The following is a 13377-nucleotide window of genomic DNA, read 5'->3' as shown; positions in this document are numbered from 1 at the left end:
CGAGTATGCGGGGGGACGCTCCGGTCTGTATTGAAGAAAATTGCAGGCGCTTCAGCCGCGATAGCGTCCCGGCGTGATGCCGGCATGCGCCTTGAAGACGCGCTGCAGGTGGCTCTGGTCGGCAAACCCCAGCTCACAGGCGATGTCGGCCAGGGCGTTGCCCGCCTGCAAGCCGCTGCGCGCGCGGTTGACGCCCAGATTCAGCTGGTAGGCATGCGGCGTCATGCCGGTGGCGGCGCGGAAGGCGCGGATCAGCTGGTAGCGGCTCATGCCGGCCAGTTCGGCCAGTTGCGCCAGGCTGGCCAGCGGTTGAGACTGCAGCTGCTGCACTACCGGGCGTAGTTGCATCGGGATGCGGGCAGCGTGCGAGGGGAGGGGGATTGCCCCGCAGGCATCGGCACAGGCGTGTAGCAAGGCCAGCAGGGCCTCTTGCTTGGCGGCCGCGGCTGCGGGCGAGAACAGTAGCGCATTCATGGCACAGAACTGCGCATACAGGACAGGTTCGTGCAGTACGCTGGCGCTGCTTGCATCCAGCCGCGGCACGTGGCTATGCAGCCACTGCGCATCGAGATGCAGCATCTGGTAGCTCCAGACGGCGTCAGGCAGGGGATTGCAGGCGTGCACGCAGCCGGCCGGCACCAGCACCAGGCTGCCATTGCCAAGAGCCACCTTGCCCTCATTGCTGCCCGTAAAGATGCTGCCGCCCGAATCGACGGCGCCGATGGAAAACGTGGGATGGCTGTGCGGCTTGTAGCACGCCCGGCTGTGGCACGCGCGCCGGCTTTCCACGTGGGGTAGAAGCGGATCGCGCCAGAAGGTCGTGCTGCCGGGCATGACTACATCAAAATCACGTCGTACTGCTCCTGGTGGTAGGCATTTTCTACCTGCAGCGAAATTTTCTTGCCGATGAAATCACCGAGCATGGCCAGGTGCTGCGATTCTTCCTCTAAAAACAAATCGACGACTTCCTGCGAGGCGAGGATGCGGAATTCGCGCGGGTTGAACTGCTTCGCTTCGCGCAGCAGTTCGCGCAGGATTTCATAGCAGATCGTGCGCGAGGTCTTGACCTGACCCTTGCCGGCGCAGGCGGGGCACGGTTCGCACAGGATGTGGGCGAGCGACTCGCGCGTGCGCTTGCGCGTCATTTCCACCAGGCCCAGCGGGGAGAAATTGCTCACCGAGACCTTGGTGCGGTCGCGCGACAAGGTGCGTTTCAGTTCGGCCAGCACGGCGTTGCGGTGCTCGGCATTGTCCATGTCGATGAAGTCGAGGATGATGATGCCGCCCAGGTTGCGCAGGCGCAGCTGGCGCGCGATGGCGTGCGCCGCTTCCAGGTTGGTCTTGAAAATCGTGTCGGCGAAATTGCGCCCGCCGACAAAGCCGCCCGTGTTGACGTCGATGGTGGTCATCGCTTCCGTCTGGTCGACGATCAGGTAGCCGCCCGATTTCAGGTCGACCCGGCGCCCCAGCGCGCGCAAAATTTCCTCTTCCACGCCATATAAATCGAACAGCGGGCGCTCGCCCGTGTAGTGCTGCAGGCGCGTCAATTCGCTGGGCGTGTAGATTTCCGCGAACTCGCGCAATTTCACGTAGTTTTCGCGCGAATCGACCTGGATGGTGGCCGTTTCATCGCCGACGAAGTCGCGCAGCACGCGCTGCGCCAGGTTCAAGTCCTGGTGCAGCAGGCTGGTGGCGGGACGCGTGCGCGCGCCGTGCGTGATCGTGCTCCAGGTTTTTCTCAGGTAGTCGACGTCCGCCTTCAGGTCCGCGTCGGACGCGTCCTCGGCCATGGTACGCACGATATAGCCGCCCTTTTCGTCGGGCGGCAGCAGGCTTTGCAGGCGCACGCGCAACTGCTCGCGTTCCGCTTCCTTCTCGATTTTCTGCGAGATGCCGATGTGTTTGTCTTGCGGCAGGTAGACCAGCATGCGTCCGGCGATGGAAATCTGCGTCGACAGGCGCGCGCCCTTGGTGCCGATCGGGTCCTTGATCACCTGCACCGTCAGCACCTGGCCGTCAAACAGGATTTTTTCGATCGGCGCCGGCGTGGCGTTCTGGCCGTCGTGGCCGCGCGCTTCCCAGATGTCGGCCACGTGCAAAAAGGCCGCGCGTTCCAGGCCAATGTCGATGAAGGCCGACTGCATGCCCGGCAATACCCGCACCACTTTGCCGGAATACACATTGCCGGCCAGGCCGCGCGTGAGCGTGCGCTCGATGTGCAGTTCCTGCACGGCGCCCTGCAGGATGAGGGCGACGCGGGTTTCTTGCGGCGTGATATTGATCAGGATGTCTTCGTTCATGGAGGCGCGGGAGTGGAGGCAACGAATGACATCATACCCGTGTTCAGGGCAAGGGCAAACCTGCCAGCCGTAGCAACTGTGCAGTTTCGTACAGGGGCAGGCCCATGATGCCGGAATGGCTGCCTTCGATGTGCTCGACGAACAGCGCGGCGCTGCCCTGGATGCCGTAGCCGCCGGCCTTGTCGTAGGGTTCCGGCGTGGCGCAATACGCAGCGATGGAGGCGGGCGAGAGTACGCCGAAGCGCACTTGCGACACCTGCGTGCGCTGCTCGGCGAAATCCTTGTAGTGTACGGCGATCGAGGTGAGTACTTCGTGCGTGCGTCCCGACAGCTGCTGCAGCATGGCCACGGCTTCCTCCCGGCCCGCCGGCTTGCCGAGGATGACGCCGTCGATGGTGACGGTGGTGTCGGCCGCCAGCACGGGGCGCGGCGTCAGGTGGCGGCGGCGCACGAGGTCCCAGGCAAAGGCGGCTTTTTCATTCGCCACGCGGGCCACATAGTCGAGCGCAGACTCGCCATCGAGGACTTCCTCGGTGACGTCGGCGCCGCGCGGGCCGTCGCTGCGCAGCAGCAGCAATTCGAAATCGATGCCGATCTGGCGCAGCAGTTCGCGCCGGCGCGGGCTTTTGGAAGCGAGATAGATCTTGTTATCAGCCGGTTTCATGGGGAAGTTCAGACGCGGTGATAGGGATGGTTTTGCGTGATCGACCAGGCGCGGTACAACTGCTCGGCAAGGATCACACGCACCACGCCGTGCGGCAGGGTCATGCTGGAAATGCGCAGCATGCCTTCGGCACGTGCCTTGAGTTGCGGATCGAGGCCGTCGGCGCCGCCGATCAGGAAAGCCGTATCGCGGCCATCCTGCTGCCACGCCATCAATTGCTGCGACAGGCCGACGCTGGTCAGGTCCTTGCCGCGTTCGTCGAGGGCGATGATGCGCACGCCCTTGGGCAAGACGGCTTCGATGCGTTCACGTTCCAGCGCCATCGCCGTGGCGGCGGTCTTGCTGCCGGAACGCTCCACCGGCTTGATTTCCTTCAGCACGATGCGCAATTCCGGCGGCATGCGCTTCGCGTATTCCGCGAAGCCCGTCTCTATCCACGCCGGCATTTTATGGCCGACTGCAGCGATGATGAGCTGCATCGATGCTTACGCTTCGACTTTTTTGATACGCTTGATCACGGTTTTTGCCGGTGCAGCATCGGCTGCCGGCTTGGCCGCGCGTGGGGCGCGTACTTTTTTCTCCGGCAGCGCTTTCAGTGCTTTCACTGCGGCCGCTTCGGTCTTGGTCGGCGCGACTTTCACGGTCTTGCCGACAGCTTTGGGCGCGGCGGCTTTTTTCGCCGGAGCTTTCTTGGCGGCGGTGGCAGCCGTGGCCTTCTTCGCTGGCGTTTTCTTTTCGATCACGGGCGAAGCTTCCACATTGGCCTTGCTTGCCGCCAGATGGCCGCTGACCTTTTTCGGCTCGTCGCCGGCCGCTTTTTTCGGCGCGCGCTTGGCGGCACCCAGCTTGACGGGGGTGTCGCCCCAGATTTCTTCCAGGCGGTAGTAGGCGCGGATAGGCGCTTGCATGATGTGGACGATCATGTCGCCCAGATCGACCAGCACCCATTCACCGGTGTCCTCGCCTTCCATGCCGATGATCTGGCCGCCGGCATCCTTGACCTTGTCGCGCACCGAGGCGGCCAGCGCCTTGGTTTGGCGGTTCGAGGTACCGGAGACGATCGCGATGCGGTCGAACAGGCTGGTCAGGTGACTCGTTTCGAAGACGGCGATGTCTTGACCTTTGACGTCTTCAAGGGCGTCAACGACGAGGGTTTGCAGTTTTTTGATGTCCATTTAGCTTTTGTATAAATTATGTTGTTCAATATAGTCTAGCACTAGCGGGGAAACAAGCGAGTTTGCCCGATTCCCCCGTTGTAATGCCGCACGTATTTCGGTGGCGGAGATATCCACCGCGAAGTCCTGTGCCAGATAAGTCAGACCGTGCGGCGTGTTGCGGATGCTGTCCAGAGACCCCAGGCGGCGCGAAAATTCGTCGGCGACCACTTGCGGTACTGCTGTGTCATTCAGCGCGAAGCCGGGGCGGGCCGCGACGCAGATATGCGCGTATTCAAATAATTGCTGCCATTCTCGCCATGTCGCAAGCCGCTGCAGCTGGTCCGCGCCCATCAGGAAAACGATGGAAGCGCGCGGTCCCAGTTCGGCGCGTACCTTGCGCAAGGTATCGATGGTGTAGCTGGCCTGGCCATGCTCGCTGCGCTCGATCTCCTGGCGGTCGATCACCACGGGCAGGGGCAGGCCGGCGAAGGCCAGGCCGGCCATCTCGGCGCGCTGCTGGCCGGTGGCGCCCAGCTTGCCCTTTTGCCAGGGCGCGCCGGCCGGAATGACGCGCAGTTCATCGGCGTGCAGCAAACTGGAAAAATGCGTGCCCAGCGCGACGTGGCCACAATGGACCGGATCGTAGCTGCCGCCCAGCAGCGTCACGCATGCCGTGCTACCCGCCGTACGACCTATTGTCACGCCTGCAGCCAGTCGCGATGCACTAGGAAGTCAGTATACAGCGCCGCTTCGGGACTGCCCGCCTCCGGGTGCCAGTCGTAGCGCCACTTGACCACGGGCGGCATCGACATCAGGATCGCCTCGGTGCGGCCGCCTGACTGCAGCCCGAACAGGGTGCCGCGGTCGAACACCAGGTTGAACTCGACATAGCGCCCGCGCCGGTAGCACTGGAAATCGCGTTCGCGTTCGCCGTAGGGCGTGTCCTTGCGCCGCGCCAGCACCGGCACATACGCATCGATGAATGCGTCGCCCACGCTGCGCAGCATGGCGAAACTGTCGTCAAAGCCCAGGGCATTGAAGTCATCGAAGAAGATGCCGCCGGCGCCGCGCGCTTCGCGCCGGTGCTTCAGGTAGAAATAATCGTCGCACCACTGTTTGAACTTCGGATGCAGCTGTGCGCCAAACGGCGCCAGCGCATCATGGCACACCTGGTGGAAGTGCTTCACATCGCCCGCATCGCCATAATACGGCGTCAGGTCCATGCCGCCGCCGAACCACCATACGGGTTCGCCGTTCGCATTCACAGTGCTGAAAAAGCGCACATTCATGTGCACCGTGGGCGCATACGGGTTACGCGGATGCAGCACCAGCGACACGCCCATCGCTTCCCACGCCTTGCCGCCGAGTTCAGGGCGCGCGGCTGCGGCCGATGGCGGCAATGCCGCGCCGGTGACGTGCGAAAAATTCACGCCGCCCCGTTCGAACACATTGCCTTCTTCGATCAGCCGCGAAATGCCGCCGCCGCCCTCGGGGCGCTGCCAGGTATCGGTCAGGAAGGGCTTGCCGTCCTGCGCTTCGAGCGCCTGCACGATACGGCTTTGCAAATCAAGCAGATAGGCTTTGACGGCCGAAGGAGAGGGAGTTGACGACATCGCGTGGGCCGACGAGGCCGAAATAAAAAAGTAAGGACGGATTGTACCCTGTTACGCGTTTTTGTGATAGGGCGGCGCTGGCGCTGTGGTTTTGCGGCCGGCGGCGGGCACTGTCCGTGGCCAGCACCCTGCCGGCATCCTCTACAGCATGCGCAATTGCTGCAGTACGGGGAGTTTGTCCCGCATGAACTCATCGATGGCGGCGTTGAGCAGCTGCCGGTGCGCCGCCTCGTCGGCGCATGCGGCACCTTCCTTGAGCAGGCGGCGCCCGTACTGCGCCATGCCGCTGGCCGCCTGCGCCCGCAGGGTGGCCAGGTCCGGCTGCTCCCGCTCGGGGATCAGCAGCGAAAACAGCAGCCGGTCGATGAATTCCGTGTCGATACCGCTGCCCGTCAAGGGCGAGCACAGGACGCGGTAGTCGTCGCCATAGCGCAGCTGCGCGACGATGGACTGGTTCAGGCGATGCGCGGCAGCGCCGTCGCTCTCGCACTGCGCCGCATCCGGAAAATACATCACGACCTGGCTGCCGGTGACCAGCATGGCCGCCACCTCTGCCAGGCTTTGCACGCTCTGTCCGGGCAAGGCGGGCAGTGCGGCCAGTTCGACCAGGCTGTGCGGGCGTATGGCCAGCGCGTCGCAGACGGCGCCGTAGACTTGCTCGTTGCCTGTCACCACGCCAGCCTTGGTCTGGAAGGTAAAGGCCATTTTTGCGCGCGGTACCAGCATGGCCAGATGCACGTCGGCCAGGCACTCGGCCTGACGCACCGTCCCCATGCGGCGCGCGCCACGTACCAGCACATCCTTGCGGAAGCTGGTATTGAGAAAATAATCCTTCATCATTTCGCGCATGGCCGCGTCAGGCAGCAAGTCGATGGTGGCTTGCTGGTCGGCGTTCAGATACAGCTCGGGAAAGGCAAAGGGCAGGTCGGAAGAGCCGGCAAAATCGAGCTTGGCGCCCGCCACGTCGCGCATCACGTCGGTGTGGTACAGCGGCTCCCAGTCCTGATTCAGGTATTCATGCACGCTGTAATGAGGATCGCTGTTCACGAGTGCGTTGAGGCGCGGCGCGAGTGCGGGATTGTCCGCGATATAGCCGGCCTGCAGGCTCTGCAACTGCTGCACATAGGCGATGCCGGCTTGCATCTGCAAGTCGCTGCGGCCGGGGAAGCTGGCGGCAAACTCGAGCAGCAGGCGTTGCAGGGGCAGGGCGCAGCTCCATCCGGGCATGGCGTTATAGCTGAGCGAAACGATGCCGCCCGGTTTCAGATAGCGGGCGATGAAGTCAACGATATGCTGGCGGTTCTCCCGGCTGACCCAGGTATAGATGCCGTGCAGGGCAATGAAGTCGAACTGCGGCAGGCCCGATACGCGGCCCTGGGCCAATTCTTCAAAGCTGTATTCCAGCAGGGTCAGATTGTTCAACTGTGCCGATGCCGCCAGGGCGCGTGCGCCTGCGACATGCGCCGGATTGAAATCGTTGCCGTAGAACTGGCCGTTGGCATTGGCCGCCGCCAGTATGTTGAGCGTCTGGCCGCGGCCGAAGCCCAGTTCAAAGTAGGTGTAGGGCTGATCCAGGGGCACCGGTTCGATACCGTTGAGGATGCAGCTGAAATTGAGGTGATGCGGACTGAGGTCGCTGTAAAAGCCGTTGGTGTACTCGATATCCGACACGTATCCTTCGTTCCAGGCCATGGTTTCCCCGCAGTGGTGGCAAAACGGCAGTATGCCATCAGTGCCAGCGGCGCGGGGATGTCGGGCGTGTCAAAAACGATGAATCCGTGCTTCAGGTCGCGCCCGCCGATGTCATCGCGGTACTGCGCACCGGCGCAGCGGCTTTCTTCGCCGGATTTGACGGCATGAGGGGCGGGTATTGCTGCCATCGCGCGGGCCGACGTGGCCGGAAAAAAGCAAGGACAGAATGTACCCGGCGACGCGTTTCTGTGAGGGCGGGCCTTGCGTTACGGCTCAGGGTGCCGGCGGCGCGGCGCCTTCCTGCACGACGGTGATGGACAGGTCCGGCCCGGCGCCGGGTGCGCGCGCACTCTCCACGGCCTGTGCGGCGCGCTGCCGCAGGTCGTGCCGCTCGACGCCCGGCTCAGTGATGGCGGCGACCGGGGCTGCGGCGGGAGCGGACGCCTGCCTGGAAACGATGGCGCGGCCGGCAAAGGCCAGTACGACCAGTAGCAGCGCGGCCATCACCCAGGTTCCCTGGCGAGCATGGAAAGGGCGCTCCCGCCGAGCCTGGCGCGCGGCGCCGTCGACGATGATGCGCGCCAGCTCCGAGCCGTGCTGGCGCTGGCGCATGGCCTCGAATTGCTGCCCGGACAAGGTGCCCTGCCTGAGCATGTCGCGCAGAGCGGCGATGGGCGAAGCGAGCAGGCGGTCCTCGGGCAAGCTGGCGTGCGCGGCGTCGCGCTGCCACTGGTTGATCAGGTCTTCGTCGTACAGGGTGTCGATGGCCAGGCGGTTGACGTGCCGCAGCGCCTCGGCGGTCAGCTGCTGGCGTTCGAGCAGGGCCGCGCCGCCATGCCGGCGCGGCAGGTCGTGCACGCGCCGCAGGAAATCCTCCTGCGGCAGCAGGTCCGTGAGCAGCAGCCATGCCAGCGCATCGGCGGCACTCGCGCCGGCCGCCAGTTCCGGCGCCGCGACGTCGTCATCCGAGGGATGTGCGCGTTCGAAAGCGACGATGTCCAGTTCGGCGATGGCGTCGTCGAGTTCATTGTCCGTGATCAGGCCGAGCTGGCGTACCTGGGCGAGGGCGGGATGGGAGTGGCTGGTCATGGACTCTCATTTTGTCAGGAAGGCAGAATCTTAGCGCAAAGTCCGATTTCCTGGCACGCGAATGACAACAGGGCCGGGGCGGAGAAGCTCCGCGCCGGCCCTGCCGTGCGCCACAGAGTGGCCGACTAGTGCTTCAAGCCGCGCCAGCCGATGTCGCGGCGGTATTGTGCGCCATCGAAATGGATTTTTTCCACGGTTTCATACGCCTGCTTCTGCGCCATCTTGATGCTGTCGCCCAGGCCGACCACGCACAGCACGCGCCCGCCGTTGGTGACCAGGCGCTCGCCCTCGATGCGGGTGCCCGCATGGAAGGTGACGGAGTCGGCGGTTTCGGCCGGGATGTCGCCGATGGGCGTGCCCTTGACGGGATCGTCCGGGTAGCCGGCGGCGGCCATGACGACGCCAACGGCCGTGCGGCGGTCCCATTCCAGTTCCACGGCGTCCAGGGTGCCGTTGACGGCGTGCTCCATGACGGTGACCAGGTCGGTCTTCAGGCGCGCCATGATGGGCTGCGTTTCCGGGTCGCCCATGCGGCAGTTGAATTCCAGCGTCTTTGGCGTGCCCTTGTCGTCGATCATCAGGCCGGCGTACAGGAAGCCCGTGAACGTGATGCCGTCCTTGGCCATGCCCTGGATGGTCGGCACGATGATCTCGCGCATGACGCGCGCATGCATGGCCGGCGTGACGATCGGCGCCGGCGAATACGCGCCCATGCCGCCCGTGTTCGGACCCTGGTCATGGTCCTTCAGGCGTTTATGGTCCTGGCTGGTGGCCAGCGGCAGGATGTTCTTGCCGTCGCACATGACGATGAAGCTCGCTTCTTCGCCGGCGAGGAATTCCTCGATGACGATGCGCGCGCCGGCGTCGCCGAACTGGTTATCGGACAGCATCATGTCGACCGCCTGGTGCGCTTCTTCCAGGGTCATGGCAACGACCACGCCCTTGCCGGCGGCCAGGCCGTCGGCCTTGATGACGATAGGCGCGCCCATGGCGTCGACGTAGGCATGCGCGGGAGCGACGTCTGAAAACGTCTGGTAGGCCGCCGTCGGGATGCCGTGGCGCTGCATGAAGGCCTTGGCGAAGTCCTTCGACGATTCCAGCTGCGCCGCTTCTTTGGTCGGGCCGAAGATTTTCAGGCCGCGCGAGCGGAACAGGTTGACGATGCCGGCTGCCAGTGGCACTTCCGGGCCGACGACGGTCAGGCCGATGTGTTCCTGCTGAACGAAATCGGCCAGCAATTGCGGGTCGCTGATGTCGAAATTGACCAGGCGCGCATCGCGCGCGGTGCCGCCGTTGCCCGGCGCGACATACACCATCTGTATGCGTTCGGACTGGGCCAGTTTCCAGGCCAGGGCGTGTTCGCGGCCGCCAGAGCCGACTACCAGAATTTTCATAGGGACCGTTCGTTCAGTGTGGGTTGCAGGGCGGCGCTGCCGCCCTTGTGTGCAGAGTGATTAATTCTCAATGAGGGCGTTGGTGAACACTTCCTGGACATCGTCGAGCAATTCCAGCGCATCGATCAGCTTTTGCATCTTGATGGCGTCTTCGCCCGCATACACGGTTTCCGTCGCCGGCTTCATGATGACTTCGGCCACTTCGGCCTTGAAGCCGGCCGCTTCCAGCGCTTCCTTGACGGTGGCGAAATCGTGCACGGGGGTCAGCACTTCGAAGCCGCCTTCCTCGTCGGCGATGACGTCTTCGGCGCCCGCTTCCAGGGCCGCTTCCATCAGCTTGTCTTCGTCGGTGCCCGGCGCGAACAGCAGCTGGCCGCAGTGCTGGAACATGAAGGCCACCGAGCCCTCGTTGCCCATGTTGCCGCCATTCTTGTTGAAGGCGTTGCGCACTTCGGCCACCGTGCGTACGCGGTTGTCGGTCATGCATTCGACGATGACGGCCGCGCCGCCCACGCCGTAGCCTTCGTAGCGCACTTCTTCGTAGTTGGCGCCATCAACGCCGCCGCTGCCGCGGTTGATCGCGCGCTGGACGTTGTCTTTTGGCATGTTCGCGTCAGCCGCCTTGTCGACCGCCAGACGCAGACGCGGATTGGCCGCGATATCGGCGCCGCCCATGCGGGCCGCCACCGTGATTTCCTTGATCAGGCGCGTCCAGATTTTGCCGCGCTTGGCATCGGTGGCAGCCTTTTTATGCTTGATGTTGGCCCATTTGCTATGTCCTGCCATGTCGAATCTTCCTTAGACGGGTGTTCAATTGTGGCCGACATTTTAGCATATCGGCCCCCTGCCAAGCGGCATGCTCCCGTCATCAAGCGGACACAATCTGTTGCTAAAGTGACGCGCTTTCACCATATTGAGGGCGCGACATCATGGCAAGTCAAATGGACAGGCGGCAATTTCTGAAATTGGGCGGCTTTATTACGGTTTCCGTGGCCACCGTCGGCCTTGCCGCCTGCGGCAGCACCGATTACAGCGATCCTGGCGTGCCGCTGGCGTCGGGCAGCGACTGGAAATTCCCGCAAAGCGTAGCCTCGGGCGACCCGCGTCCGGATAGCGCCATGCTGTGGACGCGCGTCGTGCCAGCCAGTTTCGATGCCGTCGCGCCTGCCGTGGCAGGCAAGTCGGACGTCGCCGTGCGCCTGATCGTCAGTTCGGCCGACAATACGGCCGGCCTGGGCGGCAACGCGGCCCTGGCCGGCACGCCCATCGTCGATGCGAAATTGCCTCTGAAAGCCGACTTTGACAACACGCTGCGCCACAAGGTGACGGGCCTGCAGCCGGGCCAGGTGTATTTTTACCAGTTCATCGCCGGCGACGTGCGCTCGAACGTGGGCCGCTTCAAGACGGCGCCTGCCGCGACCAGCGACGTGCCGCAGCTGCAGTTCGCCTATCTGACGTGCCAGGACTGGAGCATCAACCACTGGGGCGCGCTGTCGCACATCGCCGCCAATGAATCGCTCGATTTCATCGTCCACCTGGGCGACTACATCTATGAAACGGTGGGCGAAGCCTTCCAGAGCGGTGCCGTGGAAAGCCGCCACGACCAGCTGAAATTGCCTGACGGCACGTACAAAAGCGGCAACGCCGGCGCAAAATATGCCACCACAGTGGCCGATTACCGCTACCTGTACAAGAAATACCGCACCGATACGCGCCTGCAAGCCGTGCACGAACGCTTTGCCTTCATCGCCATCTGGGATGACCATGAATTCACGGACGACGCCTGGCAGGATGCCTCCACCTATGAAGGCATCGCGGCAACGGATGGCAGCGACCTGCACCAGCCGGCCCGCCGCCGCAGCGCCAACCAGGCGTGGTTCGAATACATGCCGGCCGACGTCACGTTCGATAGCGCCGTGACAACGTTCCAGAACATCCAGATCTACCGCGATTTCCAGTTCGGCAAACTGATGCAGCTGGTGATGACGGACGAGCGCCTGTACCGCGCCGACCATGCGATCGCCGAGTCGACCATCAACCCGGCCACGGGCAAGCCGCTGGGCAGCATCGGCAGCCGCTACCTGGTGCCGCAAAGCCTGTTCGACAGCGTGGAGGGGCAGAAAATGGCTGCCGCCACGAAAGCCGGCACTGACCCGCTGGCCGCTGTCGGCATGCTGGGCAGCACGCAGCGCGACTGGTGGAAGGGCAAGATGAAGGCGGCGACCTCGACCTGGAAGCTGTGGGGCAATGAGGTGTCATTGTTGCGCATGGGCTTGAACGGCACGGATGCGATCGCCACCTTGCTGGCATTGAGCGCCATGTCGACAGTAGGCCAATCCATCGCCACGACCTTGCCGCTGGTGGGCGGCAGCGTGCCGCTGGCGTGCGCCATCGTGGCCGCCTCGACGGCCGGCGCATCGCAGTCCGTGGCGCAGGCGGCGGCCATGGCGATCGCCGGCGCGGCAGCCAACGCCAGCGCGCAGGGCGCAGCGGCCGTGGGCGCGGGCTTGAGCGCGGCCCAGGCCGGCATCGCGGTGGCTGCCTACAACAGCGCCACGCCTGCGGCCGCCGCGCAAGTGATCGCCTTTGGCTGGATCAAGCCAGACGTGCAGGCCAAGGGCGCGGCGTCCAGCTTTGTCGCCGCTTCGGGCCAGCAAGCGGCGCTGGCGCCGTTCTTCACGCGCTTCCTGCTCAATTGCGACCAGTGGGACGGCTACAACAGCGAGCGCAAGAATCTGATGGCGCACCTGAAAACAAATGCCATCGGCAACGTGGTGGCCATCACGGGGGATATCCACTCGTTCTTCGCCGGCACGGTCAGCGACGACTTCGACGCGGCCGGTGGCGGCACGCCCGTCATGGTGGACCTCGTCTCGGCCGGCGTCAGCTCGGATTCCTTCTTCAGCTACCTGAAGTCGGCTGCCGGCAGCATGGGTGACATCGGCACCCTCGTCAGCTACCCGCTGGCCATTCCCGTCACTGGTCTGGGCACGGTCAATCTCGACGTCAACCTGCTCGACTACACCATGGGCAAGGCTGTGCCCACCGTCGACAGCCTGCTGGAGCAATTGCGCGTGCAACTGCGCGGCGCCCTGGCCGCCAAGGGCGTGCCGGAAGCGCAACTCGACGCGACGGTGGCGGCCGTGCAGGCTGGCTTGAAAGCAAGCACTGACTTCAGTGCGACTCTGCTGGGCCTGGCGCAGCAATTGTCCGGCCTGGGCAACAACCCATGGATCAAGCATCTGAACACGGATGCGCAGGGCTACACGGTGGTCACCTTGACGCCGGGCAAGCTGGTGGCGCAGTTCAAACAGGTGAATAAACTGATCGGCACGGCGGCGCCTTCGAACGTGATTGCGCGCGTGACGACGGCCACTGTGGCGGCCGGTACGGTGGGAGTGAATATTTCCTGACCTGTCGCTGGAGTCGGGGCTGGCGGCCGGCCTGGAATGGCCGGCCCGGCAAACT

The 13377-nt window shown here is 64.1% G+C and carries 12 protein-coding genes; 1 reads left to right on the top strand and 11 read right to left on the bottom strand.

Annotation, left to right across the window (positions count from 1 at the left end; genetic code table 11):
• Positions 1–51: 51 nt before the first annotated feature.
• The 11 genes from AC07VI_RS02800 to AC07VI_RS02750 form a co-directional block, all read right to left on the bottom strand.
• A complete protein-coding gene (locus AC07VI_RS02800) occupies positions 52–834 on the bottom strand; it encodes an AraC family transcriptional regulator (RefSeq protein ID WP_492995636.1) in 783 nt (260 codons plus the stop codon).
• Between the two features lie 2 nt (positions 835–836).
• On the bottom strand, positions 837–2300 hold the full coding sequence (rng, locus tag AC07VI_RS02795; RefSeq protein ID WP_086143927.1) for a ribonuclease G: 1464 nt from the start codon (positions 2298–2300) through the stop codon (positions 837–839).
• 43 nt (positions 2301–2343) lie between these two features.
• Positions 2344–2964, bottom strand: coding sequence for a Maf family protein (locus tag AC07VI_RS02790; protein WP_086143928.1), 621 nt, complete (start codon positions 2962–2964; stop codon positions 2344–2346).
• An 8-nt stretch (positions 2965–2972) separates the two neighbouring features.
• The gene (rlmH, locus tag AC07VI_RS02785) at positions 2973–3443 is read right to left on the bottom strand and encodes a 23S rRNA (pseudouridine(1915)-N(3))-methyltransferase RlmH (RefSeq protein ID WP_034747108.1); all 471 of its coding nucleotides are present in this window, start codon (positions 3441–3443) and stop codon (positions 2973–2975) included.
• A gap of 6 nt (positions 3444–3449) precedes the next feature.
• The gene (gene rsfS / locus AC07VI_RS02780; RefSeq protein ID WP_086143929.1) at positions 3450–4139 is read right to left on the bottom strand and encodes a ribosome silencing factor; all 690 of its coding nucleotides are present in this window, start codon (positions 4137–4139) and stop codon (positions 3450–3452) included.
• Positions 4140–4787 (bottom strand): nicotinate (nicotinamide) nucleotide adenylyltransferase, encoded by a 648-nt coding sequence (nadD, locus tag AC07VI_RS02775; RefSeq protein ID WP_253251894.1) that lies wholly within the window; start codon positions 4785–4787, stop codon positions 4140–4142.
• A 32-nt stretch (positions 4788–4819) separates the two neighbouring features.
• Positions 4820–5734: an oxygen-dependent coproporphyrinogen oxidase gene (gene hemF / locus AC07VI_RS02770; RefSeq protein ID WP_086143930.1), complete on the bottom strand. Its 915-nt coding sequence runs from the start codon at positions 5732–5734 to the stop codon at positions 4820–4822.
• Positions 5735–5875: 141 nt separating this feature from the next.
• Complete coding sequence (locus tag AC07VI_RS02765; protein WP_086143931.1) at positions 5876–7426, bottom strand: class I SAM-dependent methyltransferase; 1551 nt, start codon at positions 7424–7426, stop codon at positions 5876–5878.
• Positions 7427–7699: 273 nt separating this feature from the next.
• On the bottom strand, positions 7700–8515 hold the full coding sequence (locus AC07VI_RS02760) for a hypothetical protein (RefSeq protein WP_086143932.1): 816 nt from the start codon (positions 8513–8515) through the stop codon (positions 7700–7702).
• 125 nt (positions 8516–8640) lie between these two features.
• A complete protein-coding gene (purD, locus tag AC07VI_RS02755) occupies positions 8641–9909 on the bottom strand; it encodes a phosphoribosylamine--glycine ligase (RefSeq protein ID WP_492995631.1) in 1269 nt (422 codons plus the stop codon).
• A gap of 60 nt (positions 9910–9969) precedes the next feature.
• Complete coding sequence (locus AC07VI_RS02750) at positions 9970–10695, bottom strand: YebC/PmpR family DNA-binding transcriptional regulator (RefSeq protein WP_086143934.1); 726 nt, start codon at positions 10693–10695, stop codon at positions 9970–9972.
• A 155-nt stretch (positions 10696–10850) separates the two neighbouring features.
• On the opposite strand from AC07VI_RS02750, the gene AC07VI_RS02745 reads away from it, so the two are divergent.
• Positions 10851–13322: an alkaline phosphatase D family protein gene (locus AC07VI_RS02745; protein WP_494808771.1), complete on the top strand. Its 2472-nt coding sequence runs from the start codon at positions 10851–10853 to the stop codon at positions 13320–13322.
• Positions 13323–13377 lie beyond the last annotated feature (55 nt).

This window comes from Janthinobacterium sp. GW821-FHT03A03, assembly GCF_059421435.1.
Note: the sequence above shows the minus strand (reverse complement) of the source record. Positions and strands in the feature narration are given on the sequence as shown.